This is a genomic window from Polaromonas sp. P3_B1, assembly GCF_056402935.1.
In genome coordinates, this window is sequence record NZ_JBFUGK010000003.1 from 1 (window position 1) to 22225 (window position 22225).

25 protein-coding genes are annotated in these 22225 nt (G+C 63.9%); 9 read left to right on the forward strand and 16 right to left on the reverse strand.

All coding sequences use genetic code 11. The features are described 5' to 3' along the window. The 10 genes from AC1DXS_RS02435 to AC1DXS_RS02480 all read right to left on the reverse strand — a co-directional run. The coding region (locus AC1DXS_RS02435; RefSeq protein ID WP_477735992.1) for a GTP-binding protein at nucleotides 1-258 on the reverse strand (258 nt) is incomplete at its 3' end. A gap of 145 nt (nucleotides 259-403) precedes the next feature. Beyond that, nucleotides 404-2506, reverse strand: a complete 2103-nt coding sequence (gene fusA, locus AC1DXS_RS02440) for an elongation factor G (RefSeq protein ID WP_477735993.1) — start codon at nucleotides 2504-2506, stop codon at nucleotides 404-406. Between the two features lie 221 nt (nucleotides 2507-2727). Further along, nucleotides 2728-3201, reverse strand: coding sequence for a 30S ribosomal protein S7 (gene rpsG, locus AC1DXS_RS02445; RefSeq protein WP_477736148.1), 474 nt, complete (start codon nucleotides 3199-3201; stop codon nucleotides 2728-2730). A gap of 233 nt (nucleotides 3202-3434) precedes the next feature. Further along, nucleotides 3435-3812: a 30S ribosomal protein S12 gene (gene rpsL / locus AC1DXS_RS02450; protein WP_007851137.1), complete on the reverse strand. Its 378-nt coding sequence runs from the start codon at nucleotides 3810-3812 to the stop codon at nucleotides 3435-3437. A 251-nt stretch (nucleotides 3813-4063) separates the two neighbouring features. Beyond that, nucleotides 4064-5278, reverse strand: a complete 1215-nt coding sequence (locus tag AC1DXS_RS02455; RefSeq protein WP_477735994.1) for a D-alanyl-D-alanine carboxypeptidase family protein — start codon at nucleotides 5276-5278, stop codon at nucleotides 4064-4066. A gap of 53 nt (nucleotides 5279-5331) precedes the next feature. Next, a complete protein-coding gene (locus AC1DXS_RS02460) occupies nucleotides 5332-5973 on the reverse strand; it encodes an alpha/beta hydrolase (RefSeq protein ID WP_477735995.1) in 642 nt (213 codons plus the stop codon). 35 nt (nucleotides 5974-6008) lie between these two features. Beyond that, nucleotides 6009-6353: a (2Fe-2S) ferredoxin domain-containing protein gene (locus tag AC1DXS_RS02465; RefSeq protein WP_477713845.1), complete on the reverse strand. Its 345-nt coding sequence runs from the start codon at nucleotides 6351-6353 to the stop codon at nucleotides 6009-6011. Nucleotides 6354-6396: 43 nt separating this feature from the next. Beyond that, the gene (locus AC1DXS_RS02470; protein ID WP_477735996.1) at nucleotides 6397-6669 is read right to left on the reverse strand and encodes a DUF2798 domain-containing protein; all 273 of its coding nucleotides are present in this window, start codon (nucleotides 6667-6669) and stop codon (nucleotides 6397-6399) included. 172 nt (nucleotides 6670-6841) lie between these two features. After that, the gene (locus tag AC1DXS_RS02475; protein ID WP_477735997.1) at nucleotides 6842-7936 is read right to left on the reverse strand and encodes a VanZ family protein; all 1095 of its coding nucleotides are present in this window, start codon (nucleotides 7934-7936) and stop codon (nucleotides 6842-6844) included. 161 nt (nucleotides 7937-8097) lie between these two features. Further along, nucleotides 8098-8526: a CopD family protein gene (locus AC1DXS_RS02480; RefSeq protein WP_007875025.1), complete on the reverse strand. Its 429-nt coding sequence runs from the start codon at nucleotides 8524-8526 to the stop codon at nucleotides 8098-8100. Nucleotides 8527-9096: 570 nt separating this feature from the next. Between AC1DXS_RS02480 and hemB the strand changes: the two genes are divergently transcribed. From hemB to AC1DXS_RS02505, 5 genes are read left to right on the forward strand one after another with little or no spacing between them, the layout of a single operon-like run. Continuing rightward, on the forward strand, nucleotides 9097-10113 hold the full coding sequence (gene hemB, locus AC1DXS_RS02485) for a porphobilinogen synthase (protein WP_477735998.1): 1017 nt from the start codon (nucleotides 9097-9099) through the stop codon (nucleotides 10111-10113). Between the two features lie 3 nt (nucleotides 10114-10116). Next, a complete protein-coding gene (locus AC1DXS_RS02490) occupies nucleotides 10117-11232 on the forward strand; it encodes a magnesium transporter CorA family protein (RefSeq protein WP_477735999.1) in 1116 nt (371 codons plus the stop codon). A 39-nt stretch (nucleotides 11233-11271) separates the two neighbouring features. Next, on the forward strand, nucleotides 11272-11880 hold the full coding sequence (locus tag AC1DXS_RS02495) for a DUF2799 domain-containing protein (protein WP_477736000.1): 609 nt from the start codon (nucleotides 11272-11274) through the stop codon (nucleotides 11878-11880). Nucleotides 11881-11900: 20 nt separating this feature from the next. Further along, nucleotides 11901-12659, forward strand: coding sequence for a DUF72 domain-containing protein (locus tag AC1DXS_RS02500; protein WP_477736001.1), 759 nt, complete (start codon nucleotides 11901-11903; stop codon nucleotides 12657-12659). Nucleotides 12660-12694: 35 nt separating this feature from the next. Continuing rightward, nucleotides 12695-13273, forward strand: a complete 579-nt coding sequence (locus tag AC1DXS_RS02505) for a DUF1003 domain-containing protein (protein WP_477736002.1) — start codon at nucleotides 12695-12697, stop codon at nucleotides 13271-13273. Here the strand turns inward: AC1DXS_RS02505 and AC1DXS_RS02510 are convergent. The 4 genes from AC1DXS_RS02510 to AC1DXS_RS02525 form a co-directional block, all read right to left on the reverse strand. After that, on the reverse strand, nucleotides 13270-13932 hold the full coding sequence (locus AC1DXS_RS02510) for a glutathione S-transferase family protein (protein WP_477736149.1): 663 nt from the start codon (nucleotides 13930-13932) through the stop codon (nucleotides 13270-13272). The two genes, AC1DXS_RS02505 and AC1DXS_RS02510, sit on opposite strands and share 4 nt — an antisense overlap. Before the next feature lie 149 nt (nucleotides 13933-14081). Beyond that, nucleotides 14082-14960, reverse strand: coding sequence for an amidohydrolase family protein (locus AC1DXS_RS02515; RefSeq protein WP_477736003.1), 879 nt, complete (start codon nucleotides 14958-14960; stop codon nucleotides 14082-14084). Nucleotides 14961-14962: 2 nt separating this feature from the next. Continuing rightward, nucleotides 14963-15652, reverse strand: a complete 690-nt coding sequence (locus AC1DXS_RS02520; RefSeq protein ID WP_477736004.1) for a dienelactone hydrolase family protein — start codon at nucleotides 15650-15652, stop codon at nucleotides 14963-14965. Nucleotides 15653-15706: 54 nt separating this feature from the next. Further along, complete coding sequence (locus AC1DXS_RS02525) at nucleotides 15707-16315, reverse strand: DsbA family protein (protein ID WP_477736005.1); 609 nt, start codon at nucleotides 16313-16315, stop codon at nucleotides 15707-15709. Between the two features lie 139 nt (nucleotides 16316-16454). Here AC1DXS_RS02525 and AC1DXS_RS02530 point away from each other — a divergent pair, with 139 nt between their 5' ends. The 4 genes from AC1DXS_RS02530 to creC all read left to right on the forward strand — a co-directional run bounded on the left by AC1DXS_RS02530 (nucleotide 16455) and on the right by creC (nucleotide 20138). Beyond that, the gene (locus AC1DXS_RS02530) at nucleotides 16455-17201 is read left to right on the forward strand and encodes an SDR family oxidoreductase (RefSeq protein ID WP_477736006.1); all 747 of its coding nucleotides are present in this window, start codon (nucleotides 16455-16457) and stop codon (nucleotides 17199-17201) included. 204 nt (nucleotides 17202-17405) lie between these two features. Beyond that, complete coding sequence (locus AC1DXS_RS02535) at nucleotides 17406-18038, forward strand: MarC family protein (RefSeq protein ID WP_477736007.1); 633 nt, start codon at nucleotides 17406-17408, stop codon at nucleotides 18036-18038. Between the two features lie 5 nt (nucleotides 18039-18043). Further along, nucleotides 18044-18742 carry a two-component system response regulator CreB gene (gene creB / locus AC1DXS_RS02540; RefSeq protein ID WP_477736008.1) on the forward strand — a complete coding sequence of 233 codons (699 nt, stop codon included), beginning with the start codon at nucleotides 18044-18046 and terminating at the stop codon, nucleotides 18740-18742. A 1-nt stretch (nucleotide 18743) separates the two neighbouring features. After that, nucleotides 18744-20138 (forward strand): two-component system sensor histidine kinase CreC, encoded by a 1395-nt coding sequence (gene creC / locus AC1DXS_RS02545; protein ID WP_477736009.1) that lies wholly within the window; start codon nucleotides 18744-18746, stop codon nucleotides 20136-20138. 26 nt (nucleotides 20139-20164) lie between these two features. Here the strand turns inward: creC and creD are convergent, their stop codons facing one another. Both creD and AC1DXS_RS02555 read right to left on the reverse strand, forming a co-directional pair. Then, nucleotides 20165-21520: a cell envelope integrity protein CreD gene (gene creD / locus AC1DXS_RS02550; protein ID WP_477736010.1), complete on the reverse strand. Its 1356-nt coding sequence runs from the start codon at nucleotides 21518-21520 to the stop codon at nucleotides 20165-20167. Nucleotides 21521-21626: 106 nt separating this feature from the next. Further along, entirely contained in the window at nucleotides 21627-22214 is a 588-nt protein-coding gene (locus tag AC1DXS_RS02555) for a Crp/Fnr family transcriptional regulator (RefSeq protein ID WP_477736011.1), read from the reverse strand. Between the last annotated feature and the right edge of the window lie 11 nt (nucleotides 22215-22225).

The window sequence follows — 22225 nt, forward strand, 5'->3', positions numbered from 1 at the left end:
GGCGTGGCCTGGGCAGTCCACGTGGGCGTAGTGGCGGTTCGCCGTCTCGTATTCAACGTGGGCGGTGTTGATGGTGATGCCGCGCGCTTTTTCTTCGGGCGCCGCGTCAATTTGGTCGTAGCCCTTGGCTTCGCCGCCGAACTTCGATGCCAGAACGGTCGTGATCGCCGCCGTCAGGGTCGTCTTGCCGTGGTCCACGTGGCCAATCGTGCCCACGTTGACGTGCGGCTTGGTCCGCTCAAATTTGCCTTTTGCCATTTTTCTCTCCAGATAAAGAACATGCCCGTGTACGGTTTAACGTCTGCACTGTGTTGCTGGTTCGCTTCGCACGGGCACAAAGCGGCACACAATCGCAGACAAGAAAAAAAGCTGCCGGCCCGCATGGGTCGGCAGCTGACGTTACTTACTTGGCGCGGGCAGCCATGATGGCTTCCGACACATTGCGCGGAGCTTCAGAGTAGTGCTTGAACTCCATGGAGTACGTTGCACGGCCCTGAGACATCGAACGCAGCGTGGTCGAATAACCGAACATTTCCGACAGGGGCACTTCGGCCTTGATGGCCTTGCCGCCACCCACCATGTCTTCCATGCCCTGCACCATGCCGCGGCGTGAGGACAGGTCGCCCATCACGTTGCCGGCGTAGTCTTCAGGCGTCTCGACTTCCACAGCCATCATCGGCTCCAGAATCACCGGGCCGGCCTTCTTGCAGCCCTCCTTGAAGCCGAAGATGGCAGCCATCTTGAACGCGAGTTCGTTCGAGTCCACATCGTGGTACGAACCGAAGTGCAGCGTGACCTTGACGTCGACCACGGGGTAGCCGGCCAGCACGCCGGACGTGACGGCTTCGTTGATACCCTTTTCCACCGCGGGGATGAATTCACGGGGAACCACACCGCCCTTGATGGCGTCGACGAATTCGATGCCCTTACCGGCTTCGTTGGGCTCGATCTTGAGCACAACGTGGCCGTACTGGCCCTTACCACCGGACTGGCGCACAAACTTGCCTTCGGCGTCTTCCACGGTCTTGCGGATGGTTTCGCGGTAGGCCACTTGGGGCTTGCCCACGTTGGCTTCCACACCGAATTCGCGCTTCATGCGGTCGACAATGATTTCCAGGTGCAGCTCGCCCATACCGGCGATGATGGTCTGGCCGGACTCTTCGTCGGTCTTGACGCGGAAAGAAGGATCTTCCTGCGCCAGGCGCTGCAGGGCGATGCCCATTTTTTCCTGGTCGGCCTTGGTCTTGGGCTCCACAGCCTGTGCAATCACGGGCTCGGGGAACACCATGCGCTCGAGCATGACGATGGCATCGGGATCGCACAGCGTTTCGCCGGTGGTCACGTCTTTGAGGCCCACGCAGGCGGCAATGTCGCCGGCGCGGATTTCGCTGACTTCTTCACGGTTGTTGGCGTGCATCTGCACGATACGGCCGATACGCTCTTTCTTGCCCTTGACCGGGTTGTAGACGCTGTCGCCCTTCTTCAGGACGCCGGAGTACACGCGCACAAAGGTCAACTGGCCCACAAATGGGTCGGTCATCAACTTGAAGGCCAATGCGGAGAACTTCTCTTCGTCGTCGGCCTTGCGGGTGACGGGTGCTTCGTCTTCGTCCGTGCCGTTCACGGGCGGAATATCCACCGGCGAAGGCATGAATTCGATCACGGCGTCCAGCATGCGCTGCACGCCCTTGTTCTTGAAGGCGGAACCGCAGTACATCGGCTGGATTTCGCTGGCGATGGTACGCGTGCGGATACCCAGCTTGATCTCGTCTTCGGTCAAGTCGCCTTCTTCAAGGTACTTGTTCATGAATTCTTCAGACGCCTCGGCAGCCGCCTCAACCATCTTCTCGCGCCATTCCTTGGCGGTCGCCACCAGTTCAGCGGGAATTTCGCTGTAGGTGAACTTCATGCCCTGGGACGCTTCGTCCCAGATGATGGCCTTCATCTTGATCAGGTCGACCACGCCGGTGAAGTTTTCTTCGGCGCCGATGGGGATCACCATGGGCACGGGGCTGGCCTTCAGGCGCAGCTTCATCTGCTCAACGACCTTGAAGAAGTTCGCGCCGGTGCGGTCCATCTTGTTGACGAACGCAAGGCGTGGAACCTTGTATTTGTTGGCCTGGCGCCAGACGGTTTCGGACTGGGGCTGAACGCCGCCCACGGCGCAGTACACCATGCAGGCGCCGTCAAGCACGCGCATGGAACGCTCCACCTCGATGGTGAAGTCCACGTGGCCCGGGGTGTCGATGATGTTGATGCGGTGCTCGGGCAGGGACGTGTCCATACCGCGCCAGAAGCAGGTGGTGGCGGCGGAGGTAATCGTGATGCCACGCTCCTGCTCCTGCTCCATCCAGTCCATGGTCGCTGCGCCGTCGTGCACTTCACCAATCTTGTGGTTCACGCCGGTGTAAAAAAGGATCCGCTCGGTGGTGGTGGTCTTGCCGGCGTCAATGTGCGCGGAGATACCAATGTTGCGGTAGTTTTGAATGGGGGTAGCGCGGGACATAAATTACTTTCAGTTCGGGGTTACGAACAAAGACTCGTTGAAAGACTGCCCGCAATCCGGGCATCCCTCATGTTTTCTACGCGTCTGCCGGCCGGGAATGATGTTGTGCAAGACACCCGGCTGGCAGAAATTGGGGCTGAACCGCCGGCAATCAAGGTGATTCACACCCCAAAGCCAGCCGGCAACCCCTCAATTCAGCGCAGCAATACTGCGATCGAAAATCAGAAGCGGAAGTGGCTGAACGCCTTGTTGGCTTCTGCCATGCGGTGAACTTCGTCACGCTTTTTCATGGCGCCGCCGCGGCCTTCGGTCGCTTCCATCAGCTCATTGGCCAGACGCAGGGACATGGACTTCTCGCCGCGCTTCTTGGCGGCTTCCTTGAGCCAGCGCATGGCCAGGGCCATACGGCGGACGGGACGCACTTCAACCGGCACCTGGTAGTTTGCACCGCCGACGCGGCGGGATTTCACTTCAACCATGGGCTTGATGTTGCCGATGGCCATGTGGAAGGCCTCGAGCGGATCTTTGCCGGGGTTCYTTTTCTCGATAAAGTCGAGCGCGCCATAAATGATGCGCTCTGCGACGGCCTTTTTGCCGCCTTGCATGATCACGTTCATGAACTTGGCGAGATCAACATCGCCAAATTTCGGATCAGGAAGAATTTCACGTTTAGGGACTTCGCGACGACGTGGCATTTTTTCACCTCTTTGCTTCAGTTGGCATTGCCCAGACAACTTGTCTTTGCAATACCGCGAGAGTTATCAAAACCCTCACTTACTCGACCGGTGCAACTATTTGCACTTGGGTCACTTCGTTTCAAACACCTGCCAGGGCGAGTGAAACACCTGTTTGAAGAACTATCACAGACTTCCGTGACAACTTCTTCTGGCACGAGCCCTCAATAAAGAGACAACCCGAGCCGGTTGGCTTATTTGGCCTTTGGCTTCTTCGCACCGTACTTGGAGCGCGACTGCTTGCGGTCTTTCACGCCTTGCAAGTCGAGCGAACCACGGACGATGTGGTAACGCACACCGGGCAAATCCTTGACACGACCGCCGCGAACCAGCACCACGCTGTGTTCCTGCAGGTTGTGGCCTTCGCCGCCGATGTAGGAGATGACTTCAAAACCGTTGGTCAGGCGCACCTTGGCGACCTTACGCAGAGCGGAGTTGGGCTTTTTAGGCGTCGTGGTGTACACACGGGTGCACACACCGCGGCGCTGCGGGGAATTCTCCATCGCAGGGCTCTTGGACTTGATCTTTTCGACCTCGCGCCCCTGACGGACTAACTGATTAATGGTTGGCATTGAAAACGTCCCTAAACGTCTGAAAACTAATTTACCGTGTTGATACGGGCACAAATATTTCCCGCCGTGAAAGCGGAAAAGCCTTCTAGTATAAACCGGTTGGGGGAAACGCTCAAGCAAAAGACGGGAAGCGCTAGGCCATGCCTGCGCGCGCAAGCAAGGCCAGCAGGCCTTTTCGGGGTTTTGACGCCCCGCCGAACTCAAATCGCCGAGAATGTTAGTGCACACTCCCGAATGATTGCCAACCTGCCTTATTTGATCCAGAGCCGGATCGCATCCCAGGCACGGCCCAGAATCCCGGCCTCTTCGACCGCTTCCAGCGCGACCAGGGGCACCTCGGCCACCGGCGCAGGGTTGTCGCCCAGCATGACCTTGAGCGTGCCGACCGCCTGCCCTTTGGCAAAAGGAGCAACCAGCGGATCGGGCCGAGCGACCTGGGTTTTGACCTTGGGCGCGCTGCCGGCGGCCACGGCCACCACGATGGCCTGGGGGCGGCCCAGTTTCACGGCGGAGGCCTTGCCCTTCCAGACGGACGGGGCGACCACGGCCTGGCCGGCGTCAAACAGCTTGACGGCCTCGTAGGCGGTATAGCCCCAGTTGAGCAGTTTTTGCGATTCATTGGCGCGAGCGCTGTCGCTGGTCGTGCCCAGCACAATGGCCAGCAGGCGCCGCCCGCCCGGCGCGCCGGCCGCGCCCAGGTTGGGGAAGTCGCGCTTGGCGGTCGCAATCATGCAATAGCCGGCGGCGTCGGTATGGCCGGTTTTGAGGCCGTCCACCGTCGGGTCGCGAAACAGCAGGGTGTTGCGGTTGGTGTCGTTGGCGGCCGGCGTGCCGGGATAGCGGTACTTCTTGATGGCCGAGTAGCCGATGTAGTCGGGGAAATCCGTCATCAGGCGTGTGGCCAGGATGCTCAGGTCGCGCGCCGTGGTGGTGTGGCCGGGTTCGGTCAGGCCCTCGGGATTCCTGTAGGACGTCGATTTCATGCCCAGCGCCTTGGCCTGCTCGTTCATGAGCTGCACGAAATGCTCGGCGGTTCCGCCCACGCCCTCGGCCAGCGCCATGGTCGCGTCATTGCCCGACTGCACCACCATGCCCTTGATCAGGTCCTCGACAGGCACCTGCATTTTCGGGTCGATGAACATGCGCGAACCCGGCATCTTCCAGGCGCGCTCGCTGACGCCGAAGGTCTGCTTCAGGTCGATCTTCTTGGATTTGAGCGCGTCGAATACCAGGTATTCGGTCATCAGCTTGGTCAGCGAGGCCGGCTCGACCGGGGAATCGATGTCCTTGGCGGCCAGGATCTGGTTGGCGGTGACGTCCAGCAGCAAATACGAGCGCGCGGCGATTTCAGGCGCTTGCGGCACCTGGGCGTGCGCCTGGGGCAGCACCGCGGAGAAAGCCAGGAGGGCGGCGGCGAAGGCGCGCAGACCGGCAGCCGGGCGGAAAGCCTTGAATGAAAGGTGCATGGGGTATCGCTGGAAAAGTAGGAATTTAGAAACAAAAAACCTGGCGGCGCGGGTCAGGCTGGGGACGAGGACAGATGGCGGACCACCAGATTTTTCAACAGGGGCAATTGTCCATGAAAGAAATGGCCGCCCCCGGGGACAACCGTAACAGGCAGTGCCTGTGGGCGCGCCCAGTCCAGGACGGCCGACAACAGCACGGTGTCGTCCTCTTCGCCATGCACGACCAGTGTTTTGAGATGGGCGGTCTCGTCAATGGGCGCAGCCGGCGCCCGGCTCACGCTCGTGCCGACCAGTACCAGCTTCTCGACGGACCGGCTGGCATTCAGGCGCTGGAAAGCGTGCGTGGTGACAAAAGCCCCGAAGGAAAAGCCCGCAAGCGCCAACGGCAGTGCGGCGCTGGCTGGCGCCGCATGCTCCACCACCGCCAGCAGATCCTCAAGCTCACCCCGGCCTTCATCGTGGCTGCCGGCGCTGCCGCCCACACCGCGAAAGTTAAAGCGCACCGCCGTCCATCCGCAGTGCACAAAAGCCCTGGCCAATGTCTGCACCACCTTGTTGTCCATGGTGCCGGCAAACAGCGGATGCGGGTGGGCAATCACCGCCACGCCGCGCGAAGCGCCGGCGGGCAGGTCCAGCGCGACTTCAAGCGCGCCCGCTGGGCCCTGGATGATGGATTTTTGGGTTTGGGAGTTCACCGGAGGACTTTCTGAGAGCTTGAAGGCGGGTAGGTTTAGCGCCCCAGGTGCGCGGGCGTGAGCAGGCGCTCGACCACCTTGCCGTTCTTCAGGTGTGACTCGACGATTTCGTCGATGTCGCTGGCGTCCACATAGGTGTACCAGACCGCTTCTGGATAAACCACGGCCACCGGCCCGCCGGCGCAGCGGTCCAGGCAACCGGCCTTGTTGACCCGCACCTTGCCGGGCCCTGCCAGCCCGGCGGCCTTGACCTGCGATTTGCAACGGTCGAAACCCTCCTGCGCACGGTGGTCGGCGCAGCAGTCTTCACCATTGGCCCGCTGGTTCAGGCAAAAGAAGATATGGCGTTCGTAGTAAGAATTGGAATTGTGTTCAGGCATGTCGTGACTTTAGAGGATGTGGTGGTCGATATGTTCCGTGGGCTCAGGCGGTTTCGACGACAAAAGCCGTCGCCTTCCTCACCAGGGGAAGAACCACCAGCGAGATCGGGAAGGCAATGACCCAGGATACGGCCCAGGCGCCCAGCCAGGTGCGCAGGACGCCGGGCGCCATGCCCACGCCCTTGAGCGTGCTGATGAGCGAGACGATGCAGGTCATGAAAAGGGACAGCAACAAGGGCGTGACCCAGCGCGCGCTGTGTGCGGGAAGTTTGGCAAAACCGAAGGGGGTGCGCGATGAAGATTTCGAAGAGTTCATACATGTTTCCGTAAGCCGTCCAGTCAAGGCGCCTTTTCCGCAGCCGGCAGGCCGCAAGGAAAACACTCGCCCGGCATGGCCGGCGGTGGTAGGCGCGTTGATTGACGTAAACGCTTACGGCAACTCTTGAGGGAGATCGCCGGGCAATGGTAGCAGAAGGCAGCGAGCCGGGTCAGGCTCGCGGTTCGCGGCCCGAGAGCCGCACCAGCACATACAGCAGCGCCGCATACGGCCAGAGCCAGCCCAGCCACTGCACCACGCCGTGAAAGCGAATGAAGCGGCCCTGTTCCCAGGTCTGCAACGTCTGCGCGAAGTAGGGGTCAGCGGGCGCCTGGTTGAGCAGCCCCAGGTGAATGGCCAGGGCCAACAGCGCCAACGCGGCCGCGGCGCGGCGCGGCACGGCCAGCAGCAGCAAGGCCAGCACGGCCGCCAGGCCTATGCCCACTTGCACCGGTATGTCCAGCCAGGCCCAGGCGTGGTCGGGCCCGTAACTCAGGGCCGCAGACAGCGCCGACGCGCCAATGCCGGCCGCGACCGCCGCCGTCGAAAAAGCCGCGCGCTGCCACAGCCTGCGGATCACGCAATAGCCCAGCAGGCAGGGAATCAGCGCGCCCAGCGCCACGCAGATCAGCTCCGCGATGGGCACCAGAGGTTGCAGTTCCAGGTCGCGCACCGGCATCCATTGCAGGAAAGGCGTATCCACCAGCGCATCGGCCAAAGCCGCCTCCAGCCGCTCGAACACCTGACCCAGCCCCATGGGCACGGAGGCCGGAAACAGCAGGGCCATGGGCCAGAGCACCAGCAGCACCAGCGCCCCGCGCGCGTCATGGGCAAACCAGCGCGCGCGAAAGCGGCTCCAGCGGTCCACCACGCCGGCTTTTTCGAGCGCCCAGGCAAAGCAGGCCCCCAGCCAGGCGCCCACCGTGTTCAGCAGCAGGTCGACGTTGGAGGGAATACGCACCGGCAGGTAGCTTTGCAAGGTCTCCATAGCCAGCGACAGCAGGCCGCTGGCCAGCACTGCCACCGTCACGGCCCAGGACACGCGCCGGCTACGCAGGGCCGACAGCGCCAGCAGGAAGCCCAGCGGCGCATAACCCAGCAGGTTGGCACCCACGTCAAACCCGGTCCAGTACTGCGGCAGCGGGGCCGTCAGGAAACGAAAGGGCGAGATGCCCTGGTCACGCCAATCCGTGAAAGGGTAAAGGCTGGCGTAAACAATCAGGCAGATGGCGGCCAGCGCGAGGGGCCAGGCAGCTGTTTTATGCACACCCCTTGAATTTGGCACACCCCCGCCGTCCTCACTGCGCTTCGCTTCGTGTAGTTCCTCCCCCCCTTGCAGGGGGCGACGCGAGGTGCCCGGCAAAGCCGGTTCGCCCGCGTCTGCTGGGTTGGAGGGCTCCTTTTTCATTGCGATGCCCGGCTGTGATCCTAAAAAGGCTTGACCACGACCAGGATGACGGCGGCCAGCAGGAGCAGCACCGGCACTTCATTGAACCAGCGAAACCACTTGTGACTGCGCGTATTGCGGTTGGCGACGAACTTCGCGAGCAGGCGGCCGCAGGCATGGTGGTAACCGATCACCAGCACCACCACGGCGAGTTTGGCGTGCATCCAGCCGTTGCCGGGGCCGCGGCCTATGCCGTAACCCAGGTACAGCCACAGGCCAAAAGCCAGCGCCGGCACGGCCAGGATGGTGGTGAAGCGCATCAGCTTGCGCGCCATCAGCACCAGGCGTTCGCGCTCAGCCACGCTTTCCGGCGGCACCATCGCCAGGTTCACAAAGATGCGTGGAAGGTAAAACAGCCCGGCAAACCAGCTGGCGATAAAAACGATATGAAGTGATTTGACCCAGAGCATGGAGCTAGTTTAGTCCGCATGCCACTTAACTAGAGGTCAGAGGTACGCGCACGGTACGGCGCGTCGGGAAATTCAATTGCAGGGATGAAGTGCAAGGCGCCCGGAGCACAGCAACCGGAATGGACTTCAGTCCATGAGGATTGCGAGCACCGCGCAACGCCGCAATTCGCCCGGCAATTGGATTTAGCGATGCGCCGGGATGAAGCGCAAGGCGCCCGGAGCGCATCAACCGGAATGGACTTCGGTCCATGAGGATTGCGAGCACCGCGCAACGCCGCGATTCGCCCGGCCAGCGGATTTATGAATGCGCGGGGCAAAAAAATGCCCGGTTGGCACGAGGCCAGCCGGGCTGGTAAGCCTTTTTGCTGTCACACGCAAAGGCCCCGCTCAGGGAGGAAAAGCGGGATGCAGTCACCAAATGGTAACCACACGTATCAATTCTAACCACGGGCGCAGGGCCTTGGCAATAACTTCCTAAGCAATCTAAGAACTTTTCTGTAAAGCTTGAAACGGCGCGGCGCCTTGCCCAAATACTTCCGGGTGTTTGGAAAGCTTTGGCACAATTTGCCCATGACTTTTCACGCCTCCAACTTTGCCCCCTTCCCGGCTGGCCGCCCCCGGCGCCTGCGTCGCGACGCCTTCACCCGCAACCTGGTACGCGAGTCCACACTTACTTCGAGCGACTTTATTTACCCCGTATTTGTGGTGGATGGCAAACAGCAGCGGCAGCCGGTGGCTTCCATGCCCGGCGTAGAAAGGCTGAGCCTGGACTTATTGCTGCCGGTGGCCGAGGAGTGCGTGAAGCTGGGCATCCCGGTGATGGCCTTGTTCCCGGTGGTCGACGCCTCGCTCAAGACCTATGACGGCAAAGAAGCCACCAACCCCGACGGCCTGATCCCGCGCGTGGTGCGGGAGCTTAAAAAGAATTTCCCCGAACTGGGCGTGATGACGGACGTTGCGCTGGACCCTTTCACCACCCACGGCCAGGACGGCCTGCCCGACGACAACGGTTACATCCTGAATGAAGAGACGGTCGCGATGCTGGTCAGGCAGGCGATGTGCCAGGCCGAAGCCGGCGTGGACATGGTCGCGCCCAGCGACATGATGGATGGCCGCATAGGCGCCATCCGCCAGGCGCTGGAAGCGCAAAAGCTGATCCACACCCGTATCATGGCCTACAGCGCCAAGTACGCGAGCGCCTTTTACGGCCCTTTCCGCGATGCGGTGGGCTCGGCCGGCAACCTCGGCAAGGCCGACAAAAAGGTCTACCAGATGGACCCCGGCAACAGCGACGAAGCGCTGCGCGAGGTGGCCATGGACATCGCCGAAGGCGCAGACATGGTGATGGTCAAGCCCGGCATGCCTTACCTGGACGTGGTGCGCCGCGTGAAGGACGAGTTCAAGGTGCCGACCTTCGCCTACCAGGTCAGCGGCGAATACGCCATGATGAAGGCCGCCGCGCAGAACGGCTGGCTGGACCACGACGCGGTCATGATGGAAAGCCTGCTGGCCTTCAAGCGCGCCGGCGCCGACGGCGTGCTGACCTATTTCGCCATCGATGCCGCGCGCAAGCTGCGCCAGGCCTGAGCGGTGCGCGTTTTCAACATCAGCGCCGGTAGCCAGGGTGTCGTCGAGACCGACGCCTTGCCGTCCAAGTTGCCCGCGCAGGGGTTTGTGTGGATCGCCTGCGGCCGCCGCGAGTTCGAGGTGCTGCTACCCCAGATCCAGGCCAGCCTGCAGCTGCTGTGCGGCGCCCAGCTGGTGGACCTGCATGTCTCCGATCTGCTGAACAAGCAGCTGCCCTCGCACTACGACTACACCTCGCAGTACGACATCCTGGTGTTCCGCCGACTGGCCACCAGCCAGACCGAAACCGACCTCAACCAGCCCGGGGAACCGCTGCAGGCGCGCACCAAACGCGGAGGCCCGCCGGTGCTGCAGCGCATAGACACCAGCCCGGTCGGCTTCGCCGTGTTCGACCAGTTGCTGCTGACGGTGCATCCCGCCGACTGCGCGGTGCGCGATGCCTATGCGTCCCGGCTGTTGAATGCCACCACCGCCGAGTCGCGCTCCAGCGGCGTCAAGCTGCCCGCCAGCCCCGCCGACATGATGCTGCGCATCGTCAACCAGATCGTGGACGGCTACCTCGAACTGCGGCGCGAACTCACGCGCCAGCTCGACCATTGGCAGTCCGAATTGCTCAGGCCCGGCACACGCTTTACCAACTGGAGCTCGGTGCTCGACGCGCGGTTGGCCATGCACCAGCTGGACGAAATCTGCGAGGACCAGCGCTCGGCCGTGCAGGACTGGATCGACTCCGTTGAGACCTGGCCCGAAGGCGGCACACCCGCCCTGGTGCGCGAACGCGAGCTGCTCAAAGTACGCTCGCGCGACGTGCTGGAGCACATAGAGCGCGTGGTCCACCATGTGCGCCGCATGGAGCAAAGCGCCGAAACCGCTGTGCAGATGCATTTTTCGGCGCAAAGCAACCGCACCAACGACATCATGCGCACGCTGACGGCGCTGACCGCCATCTTTCTGCCGCTGAACCTGATCACCGGTTTCTTCGGCATGAATTTCGAGTTCATGCCTTTTCTTCACACCAGCACCGGCTTCTGGTGGACCGCCGGTTTGATGGTCCTGATCGTCGCCGTGGTCGGGACGGTGTTCTGGCGCAAGCAATACATCGCCCGAACCCGCGGCTAGCCCCACCGAATTTCACGGTCCGTTCGAAGGAGACACCCCATGCTCGTTGCCTTCACCCGCTTCTCCTTCGCCGGCCCCGTGCTGCAGAGGGCATCCTGGCTGGCCCTGCTGGCTGCCCTGTCACTGCTGGCCGGCTGCGAAAGCCTGAGCCCGGCCGAGTGCGCCACCGCCGACTGGCGCCAGCTGGGCGTGCAGGATGGCAGCCGCGGCCGCACCGACCGCGCCGCCGACTACTATGAATCCTGCGCCAAGGCCGGCATTCCCGTGAACGTGGCCGTCTACCGCGCCGGCCGCAACGAGGGTTTGCAAAGCTACTGCCAGCCTGCCAACGCCCTCAACGAAGGCCTGGCCGGCAACAGCTACGAAGGCGTCTGCCCCGCGCCCATGGACCAGAACTTTCGCAACATCCACGGCATCGCCTGGCGTGATCAGGACGCCCGCAAGACCCTGGCACGGCTGCAGCGCGAGCAGGACCAGATGCAGGCGGAACTGCGCGACGCCAAAACCACCGAAGACCGCAAGCGTACCCTGCGCGAGCAGCTCGCGCGCTCGGACCGGCGCATCGAAGAAGCCCGCTACGCGGTGCGCGACGCCAGCTACCAGCTGGACCGCCTGCGCAGCGACATGCGCCAGCGCGGTCAGTACTGACAAACAGGAACAAGGCCGTCATGCAGCCCGGCACGCATCCCGACAAAACAGCGGGTGTGCGGGTGGGCTGCGCGGGCTGGAGCCTGCCGCGCGAGACCTGGCCGGAATTTCCCGAGGGCGGCAGCCACTTGCAGCGTTATGCCGCGCGCTTCAATGCCGTGGAAATCAACTCCTCCTTTTACCGCCCGCACCAGCCGGCCACCTATGCGCGCTGGGCTGCCAGCGTGCCCGCGCATTTCCGCTTTTCGGTCAAGCTGCCCAAAACCCTCACCCACGAAAAACGCCTGCGGGGCGGCGAGGACCTGCTCGACACCTTCCTCGCGCAAGCCAATTGCCTCGGCGAGAAACTCGGCTGCCTGCTGGTGCAGTTGCCGCCCAGCCTGGCTTTCGACGCGGCCTCGGCCAGGGATTTTCTGGCCGGGCTGCGGCAGCGCCATGCCGGCGGCGTTGCGCTGGAGCCGCGCCACGCGAGCTGGTTCACGGCGCCCGTCGACACCCTGCTGAAAGAACTGAAAATCGCCCGCGTGCTGGCCGACCCGGTGCTGTTCGACGCGGGCCGCGCGCCCGGCGGCGATCCGGCTCTGGTCTACGTGCGGCTGCACGGTTCACCGCGCATGTACTACTCGGCCTACGCGCCCGAAATACTCGATGCGCTGCTTGTCCGGCTCCAACGCGCGGCGGCGTCTGACGCTTCGGTATGGTGTGTCTTCGACAATACAGCCAACGGTGCCGCGGTGCCCGATGCGCTCTACCTCTCACGAGGCCTGGCGCAACGCTGATCCCGCCGGCCGCGCCGCCGGCGAAAGGATGACTCATGAAAAACCGCCTTAACGGAAGCACCCCGCCCAAAGTCTGCGCCGACGACCTCACACGCGAAAACGTGCAGTCCATGCGCCGCGTAGAAGAAATGGCACTGGCCAACCGCAGCCGCGCCGACCGCATGGCGGCCTTTATCGCCGGCTTCTGCGGCTCCATGCCTTTTGTATGGCTGCACGTGGCCGCATTCGCATGCYGGATTGCCTTCAACACATGGCCGGGGCTGGCGCATTGGGACCCCTACCCCTTCACCTTCCTCACGCTGGTGGTGTCGCTCGAAGCGATTTTTCTGTCCTCCTTCATCCTGATCAGCCAGAACTACGAGTTGCGCATCAGCGACAGGCGCAACCAGCTCGACCTGCAGATCAACCTGCTGACCGAGCAGGAAAACACCAAGATGATCCAGATGCTGGAACGCATCGCCAAAAAAGTGGGCGCCGACACCCCCGACCCGGAGGTTCGCATCCTCAAGGAAGACACCGACCCGGAAAAGCTGGTGGCGCAGATCGAGCAGGCGCAACGCGACAACCCGCCTACGCAGGCTGCGGCCTACAAGCCGCTACAAAGACCGGGTTAGACCCAGGGCTGGGCCAGGCCTTCGGCCTCGAAAGCCTTGATCACCGCGGGGCGTGCCAGCGCGCGCTTCAAATAGGCACCCAGGTGCGTGCGGTCGCGCGCGGGCTGGGACGCGAAATTACGCGTCCAGCGGCACAGCGTCAGCGTGTAGATGTCCACCGCCGAATACTTCGCGCCCAGCAGCCAGGGCTGTGCATGGGTCTTCTCAAGTCGGGCCAGTTCCGCGTCCAGCTGGTCCAGCATCAGGCCGACCTTGGCTTCGGCGTGCGACTTCAGCTCAGCCACACCCGCGCTGTTGCCGGCATCCATCCAGCGGTCGGTGTAGAAGTAAATGATCAAGGTGGACTGCAGGGTGTTGGTCAGCCAGACCAGCCATTTGTAGAAATGCGCACGCTCCACCGTGCCCAACGCGGGCGCCAGGCCGGCTTCAGGGTGCATGTCGCACAGGTGCATGCAGATCGCGGCGGTTTCGTAGAGCACCAGATCGCCATCGACCAGCGTCGGGATCAGGCCGTTGGGGTTGAGCTTGCGGTAGGCCTCCGAACGGTGTGCGCCCGTGCTGGTGTCAACCAGGACTTTTTCGAAGGGAACACCCAATTCCTGGAGCAGGATGTGGGGCGCCATGGCGGCGGAGCTGGGAGAAAAATGAAGTTGGTACATCATTGCCCCCACGGTCGCTCACTGCGTGTAGCTCCCTGCCCCCCGAGGGGGCCGCCCGCCTGCGGTCTGGCAAAGCCAGTCCCGCGGCTCATGCTGGGTTGAAGATTCTCGTCGTCATTCATATCGATCCGGTCATTTCTGGTGGGAGACTATTTTTCGGCAATGCCGAAGATACCAGCCGCATTGCCCCAGGCGATTTTTCGCGCCACGTCGGGCGGCAGATCGCCCAACCAAGCCCGGTAGCCCTTCATCAGTTCGTCGTAGTACAGCCAGCGTTGGTTGACCCAGGTGTCGGAACCGATCATGAAGCGGCCCGGGTACTTGAGCAACAACGCGCGCCATTCGGGACACAGCTTTCCCGCGTCGCAAGTCAGGCCCGGCCGGTAAGACAGCTCGCCCATAAGCTGCGGGTATTTGCCCAGCAGCGCGTCGACCCGCTCCACGGGCGCGCCGCCTATGCCGGTATGCGCCCACACCAGCCGGGCATCGGGCGCGTGGGCCATCAACAGATCAATCGCCGTGTCGTCCACATGCGCGAGCACGGCGAGCTTGTTCCTGGCGGCGAACTGCATCAGTTTTTTCGCCACAGGGCCGTTTGCATTGGCGCTGTCGTAGAGATGGAACTCACCAATGCCTTTGTAGGGCCCAGCCTGGTCTCCCACAACACCCCGCCCAAACTCGGTCTGCACCATCTCGTAGATGGACTCGTCGCGAAACCAGTTGTCGTAGTCGGCGCGGTTGCGGTACAGACGGATAAAAGGCACAACGGTGACGCCGGCCTTGCGCGTTTCGGGCATCGCGGCCAGCGACTTGGTGCCGTCGTTAGGCCGCGAGTTGGCAACAATGGCTTTCACACCATTGCGCTGCATGCGCGCCAGCACGTCGGCCGGCGAATGGGGGCCGTTGTTTCCGTTCCACGCCTCCTCGTTGTAGTGCAGGTGCGCGTCAAACAAGGGCCCGGCATAGTCGGCCGCAAAGCCCGGCCCGGCGCATGCCGCCAGGACGAGGGCCGCCCACACGCCGCGCATGTTCAACCCAGCTTGGCGGCGAAAAAGGCCAGCGAACGCTCTCGCGCCAGCTTGGCCGCCGCTTCGTTATAGGAGCCGCGCTGGTCGCAGTTGAAACCGTGGTTGGCCGGGTAGACGTGCACCTCGACCTCGGGATGCGCCTTGGTGAAGGCTTCAATGCCCTCCATGGGAATCCAGTGGTCCTGGTCGCCGAAGTGGGCCATCACGGGGCACTTGGGCTGGCGCGCGATTTCTTCCTCGGCCGTGATACCGCCGCCGTAATAGGGAATGGCCGCCGACAGGCCGTCCAGCAGGCAGGCCGCGCGCCAGGTCAGCAGGCCGCCCCAGCAAAAGCCGATGATGCCGACCTTGCCGCCACTGGCCTTGGCCGCGTGGTCAATCGCCGCTTGCAGGTCCTGCAGCACGCCGGCGCCGGGCAAGGCGCTGACGGCAGTTTTGAGTTCGAAGCCGGCTTTCATGTCTTCTTCGCTATAGCCCATCTCGACGCCCGGCTTGACGCGCTCAAAGGTCGCGGGCGCCACCGCGAGGTAACCCTGGGCGGCGAAGCGATCGGTGACGGCGCGTATGTGAGAGTTGACACCGAAGATTTCCTGCACCACCACGACGCCGCCGCGCGGCTTGCCTTCGGGTTGCGCGACATAGGCCGGCACGACAAAACCGTCAGCGGCGGTGAGATTGATGAATTGACCCATGGGATGCTCCTTGAGGATGGCGTAAGTTGAGTGGTGGATGAGTCAGCAGCCGCTTCAGGCGCCCGCCCTGAGTTTGCGCTCGACGAAGTCCAGCCGGTCCTGGCCCCAGAACAGTTCGCCGTCCACGACATAGCTGGGCGCGCCGAACACGCCGGCGTCAATCGCCTGCTGGGTGTTGGCCTCGTAACGTTCCTGCACCGCCTGGCTGAAGGCCTGCTCCAGCCGTTCGGCAGGCAGGTCGCATTCAGCCAGCAGCTCGGCCAGCACCTTTTCATCGGCGATGTGGCGCTCGCGCACCCATACGGCGCTGAAAATGGCGCCGCCGATTTTCATTGCGGCATCCGTGCCTTCATGCATGTCCACGGCGATGATGAGGCGCGCAGCATCGTCGCCGGAAACCGGGAAGTACTTGGGCTTGAGGTTCAGCGGCGCATGCAGGTAGTCCGAATAGCGCTGCAGCTCCAGCAGCCGGTAGGCCTGGCGCTGCGGCGCCCGCTGGCCCAGCGGCAAGCCGCCAGAGACGGGAAACACCTTGCCGCCCAGGTCTATGGGTAGCACCCGCACGGTGGCGCCCGCCGCACGGGCAATTTGCGCGAAGCGCTCATGGCCCAGGTAGGTCCAGGGGCTTTGCGGGGTGAAATAGTAGTCCACGGTGGTGCTCAAGAGTGTCTCCGTCAGTGTCTGTGGATGAGTGGGCCGCGCCGCCGGCGGCCGGGCATTGCGCAAGATACAGCTTAGGGTACATTGATCCGCCCAATCCTTGTTTTTACCCGGGATTGCCATTTTCTGCAGGAGGTGCGGTTTGTCAAAAGTTGTTCTGATCACGGGCGGTTCGCGCGGCATAGGCGCGGCGTCGGCCCTGCTGGCGGCGCGCCAGGGCTGGGCAGTGGCCGTCAACTATGCGAGCAACTCGCTGGCGGCCGATGAGGTGGTCCGGCAAATCCGCCAGGCTGGCGGCCAGGCCATCACGGTGCAGGCCAACGTGGCCGATGAGGCGCAGGTGCTGGCGATGTTTGAGAAAGTGGACGCCAAGCTGGGCCGGCTGGACGGCCTGGTCAACAACGCGGGCGTGGTGGACCGCACCACCCGCGTCGACGCCATGACCCTGGAGCGGCTGCGGCGCATGTTCGAGATCAATGTGTTCGGCTCTTTCCTCTGCGCGCGCGAAGCCGTCAAACGCATGAGCACCCGCCACGGCGGCGCGGGCGGCGCCATCGTCAACCTGTCCAGCGCCGCGGCGCGCCTGGGTGGCCCGGGCCAGTATGTGGACTACGCGGCCGCCAAGGGCGCCATCGACACCTTCACCGTTGGCCTGGCCAAGGAAGTCGCTACCGAAGGCATACGCGTGAACGCCGTGCGTCCCGGCATCATTGACACCGACATCCACGCCTCGGGTGGCCTGCCCGACCGGGCCCGCGAGCTCGCGCCGTTGGTACCCATGCAGCGGCCTGGCACCGCCGACGAGGTCGCCGCGTCGATTGTCTGGCTGCTCGGCGACAATTCGGGCTACACCACCGGCGCGTTGCTGGATGTAGCAGGAGGCAGGTAATGCCCCCACGCTCGTCACTGCGTGTACTTCGCGAGGCCTTGCAGGCCGCGGCTCGCGAGACGCTTCGCCTCTGTCGCCTGTCCAAGCCTGCGCGGGCAGGCTTGGAGCTGCAGGCTCCAGCCCCTCGGGGGCGCTGCGCCTGCGGCCCGGCAAAGCCGGTTCCGCGGCCCTGGCTGAAATTTGGGTTGCCTTTTGGGAGTAACGATGGACTTTAAACCGCTTGTCACTTTGCTGGCCATCGTCAACCCGCTGGCCATCGTGCCTTTCTTCATCCACTACACGCAGGACTTTTCCGACGAGCAGCGCCGCCGCACCGTGCTGGTCGCGTCCTTCACCGCCTTTCTCGTCATCGCCATCAGTGCACTGCTGGGCTTGCAGATCCTCGACTTCTTCAGCATCTCGCTGGCGAGCTTCCAGGTCGGCGGCGGGATGCTGCTGCTGATCAGCTCCATGAACATGCTGAATGCGCAGCCTGCCGAAGCCAAGCCGCAAACCAATGAAATGGAAGACGGCGCGGCCAAAGCCGCGCGCGGCGCCAGCATCGCCGTGGTGCCGCTGACCATTCCACTGCTGACCGGGCCGGCCACCATGTCCACGGTGGTGATTTACGCCGAAAAGGCCAAGACGGCCCTGCAGCTGTCCATGCTGGTCGGTTACGGCATCGTGATTGCCCTGGCCACCGCCATCTGTTTTTCACTGGCAGAGCCGATTGCCCGCGTGCTGGGCAAGACCGGCATCAACGTCATGACGCGGCTGATGGGGCTGATCCTGGCTGCACTGTCCGTCGAAGTGATGGCCGACGGCCTGGGCAAGTTGTTCCCAATTCTCCGTTCCTGAACCCGATGGCTGGTGCGCGCATCCTGCTGGTGGAGGACGACCCGGCAATCGCCCGCTCCATCATCTACACGCTGGAGCGCGACGGCCTCACTGTGACCCACAGCCTGCTGCTGGGCGACGCGCGCGCCCAGATCAGCCGGCAGCTGCCCGATGCCGTGATCCTGGACGTCGGCCTGCCCGACGGCAGCGGCCTGGACTTGTGCCGCGAGTTGCGCGCCGCCGGCAGCCTGCCGGTGCTGGTGCTCAGCGCCCAGGGTGAAGAGATCGACCGGGTGCTGGGCCTGGAACTGGGCGCCGACGATTACGTGAGCAAGCCCTTCAGCCCGCGCGAACTGCTGGCCCGCGTGCGCAGCCTGCTGCGGCGCGCACGCATGCCGGCCCCTGCCCCGGCGCCTGCGGGCAATCCTTTTGAACTTGACATCGCCGGCCAGCGAGTGAGCCTGCACGGCCGCCCGCTCAACCTCACGCGACGTGAATTCGGCCTGCTGGCGGACCTGCTGCGCCACCGGGGCCGCATCCGTTCGCGCGATGAGCTGCTGAACGCGGTCTGGGGCGCCGGCACGGACAGCACCGACCGCACCGTGGATACGCACATCAAGACCTTGCGCGCCAAACTGCAGGAAGCCGCTCCCGGGCACGATTGCATCACCACGCACCGCGGCATGGGCTATTCCATTGACCTAGAGCGCGTCAAAGGCGGCTGAAATGCGTTTAGGCATACGCCTGCTCTTCGGCTTTTTCCTGGTCACCGGCCTGGCGGCGGTTTTTACGCTGCGCGTCTTCATGGTCGAAGTGAAACCCAGCGTGCGCGAAGTCATGGAAGACATGATGGTGGACACCGCCAACATCCTGGCCGAGCTGGCCGGCGACGACCTGGCGGCCGGGAACATGGCCGATGGCCGCTTTGCCGGCCACGTGCGCAACTATGCCAGGCGGCCCATCGACGCGAAGATCTGGGGCCTGGCCAAGCAGTCGCTGGACTTTCGCGTTTACGTCACCGACGCCGGCGGCAAGGTGGTGTTCGATTCGGAGAACGTTGCGACCGGCCAGGACTACTCGCAATGGCGCGACGTGGCCCGCACCCTGCGCGGCGAATACGGCGCGCGCGCCACCCGCGAAGTGCAGCAGGACGACCGCAGCGCGGTGATGTATGTGGCCGCGCCGGTCCAGCGCGACGGAAAGATCATCGGCGTGCTGACCGTCGCCAAGCCTATCTCCACGATACAGGCCTTCATAGACCGGGCCGAGCGCAAGATCCTGTTAAGCGGCGCGCTGCTGCTGGTGCTGTCGCTGGGCATAGGCGTGGCGGTAACGCTGTGGGTGGTGTGGAGCATTCGCAAGCTGCGCCGCTATGCCAACGCCGTCGGCCAGGGCGAAAAACCCGCGGTTCCGCAGATATCGGGTGAGCTTGGCGAGCTGGCCATGGCAGTCGATGCCATGCGCCTGAAGCTCGAGGGCCACGAGTACATAGAAGATTACGTGCGCGCCCTGACGCACGAGCTCAAGAGTCCGCTCGCGGCGATCCGCGGCGCTGGCGAGCTGCTGCAGGACGAGCTCCCCGAAGACGCGCGCCGCGAGTTTTCGGGGCAGGTACTGGCCCAGTCCGCCCGCATGCAGGCGCTGGTGGACCGCATGCTCGAACTGACGAAGCTGGAGCAGCGCCATGCACAGGTAGAGCGCGAGCGCCTTCCTTGGGCCGGCGTCCTCAAGCCCCTTGAGGTCGCACCCGGCGGCCGGGCCCAGCATGCGGTCGAAATCGTAATCAGCCCGGAACATGCCGACGTGCATGCGGAGCCCGGCCTGCTGGGCCTGGCGCTGAGCAACCTGCTGGAAAACGCGCGCTCGTTCGCGCCCCAGGGCTCGACGATCACACTGGAGGCCGGGCCGAACCGCATCGCCGTGCAGGACAGCGGCCCCGGCGTAGCTGACTACGCCCTGCCCCGGCTGGGCGAGCGCTTCTTTTCCACCGTGCGCCCCGACGGCCACACCAAAGGCTCGGGCCTGGGCTTGGCCATTGTGCGGCAGATCATGCAGCTGCATGGCGGCCGCATGGTAGCTCGCAACACCCGGCCCGGCCTGCGGGTTGAGCTTTACTTCTAGGCGCCCCTGCCTTACGGGCGCGCGCATCAGGCAACCCTCGCCACGGCTTCGGGCTGCTTGAAGCGCGCATACCAGTCAACACGCCGCGTCAACATCATCACGGCGGCCAGCACCGCGAACAGCGCCACGGCGCCCAGCAGCAAGGCGGTCTGCTCCATGCGCAGCAGCACGAACAGCATGCCGTAAAGCGTCGCAATACCCAGGCCGAAAGGCAGGCCGCGCGACCAGTGGCCCAGCATGTGGCTGGCATAGTAGGTCAGCAAAAGCACGCAAGCCGCCGCAGCAATCGCATAAGCACTCTCAAACGGCATGTGCTCCGACAGGCTCACCAGCAGCAGAAAAAACATGCTCATCGCGGCACCGACCAGCAGGTACTGGATGGGATGCACGCGCAGCGATTTCATGAACTCGAACATGCCCACCGCCAGAAAGGTCAGGCCTATGAACAGCAGGCCGTACTTGGTGGCCCGGTCGCTGAGCGCATAGGTATTGGAGGGATCGACAAAGGTCACGCTGAAAGCCTCCACACAGCCATTGGCCGAGCCGCTATAAGGCGGGCAGGCGGCCTTGCGCTTGGCCGGGTCTCGCTGGGTCAGGTCCTGCTGCGCAGTGCTGGCCAGCGAGCTCACGCGCCAGCTGGCCTCAAAACCCTCCGCTGTGACCTTGCGGTCCACCGGCAGGAACTCCCCGCCGAAACTCGGGTGCGGCCAGTTGGACGTGAGCTGCACCCGCGTGTCGCCCCCCAGCGGCACGACCGAAATGCTCTCGGTGCCCACCAGCTCCAGCTCCATCTGCGCCTGCAGCGGCACGGCCTGCAACAAGGCTTGAGACAGCGGCGCATGCACGCCACGCGGGTGGCTGCCGTAGAAGGTGCCGGGCTTGAGCGCCAGCTGCTGCTCCCCGATCTTCACACTCGCATGGCGGATGCCGCGCGCGTCGGACACCGCCATCATGAGCAGCGGCTGGCCGCAGTTCATGCGCGATCCGGTGTGCTCCGCCACGGGCTTGAGCGCATCCAGGTCGGTCCACTCAGCCGACAGGCTGGCTTTGAGGGTGAACGCCTGGGTCGCATGCAGGCCCCGGGCCCGCGGCTCCAGCTTGCTGGCGCCCTGCAGCGTGAGCGAGGCCGGCGCCGCGGCCAGCACAAACTCACGGCGCTCGCTGCGCACTTCCTTGCTGGCGCTGATGACGTCCCATTCTTCGGTGCAGGCGCGGTGAATCAGCGGGCCGGTCAGCGTCTGTGACCCGGCCAGGCTTTGGGCAATGCTCTGGATCGCGATGGTGCGGTAGGTCTCGCGGTCGTGCACCACGTCGCTGATTTTCATCAACGCGACGACCAGCAGCACGATCACCAATGCCAACGCGGCGATTTTTTGTTTCATGGCTTCCTTTCGTTTGAACAACGAAGGGGAGTCTGCAAACCGCGTGTGAAGGCAGGATGAGGCCGAGCCGCCTGTGTGAAGAGAGTGTGAAGTGCGGGCGGGCGCTTCAGCGCGCCGGTGTTTCCGCGGCTGCGGCGGCTTGTTTTCTAAGTATTCTGACCAACTGGTTGCTGGTATTGCGCAGGCGCTGCGCCATCATCTGGGTGATCTTGACCAGCAGCTTGGCGCCCACGCCGGGGTGGTCGCGGATCAGCAGGGCGATTTCGTGGCGGCCCCAGACACCGGCCTCCACCGCCTCGATGGCGGTGCAGGTGGCATAGCGGGGCTCGCTGTCGAGCATGGACATGTCCCCGATCGCCGCGCCGCCGCGCACCACCGCCACGCGCGACACCGCCGCCTCGGCGTCTTCAGCCTCCTGGGCGTCTGCCGGCCGTTCCAGCCGCTTGGTGACGTCGACCGTGCCTTTGAGGATCAGCATCATCCAGTCGCCGGCCTCCCCTTCGCGGATCATCACCTGGCCGGGCTCGGCGCGCACCAGCAGCATGGACGCACCCAGGATGTCGGCTTCGGCGGGCGTGAAGTCCTGCAGCAGCTGCGAGGTCTGCAGCAAATCCGGACCGTAGTCGCTCAACCGTTCGCAGCACCCGAACACCTGCAGCCCGGCGGCGTCCAGTTGCTCTTGCAGCGTTTTCATGGCGCGGCGCG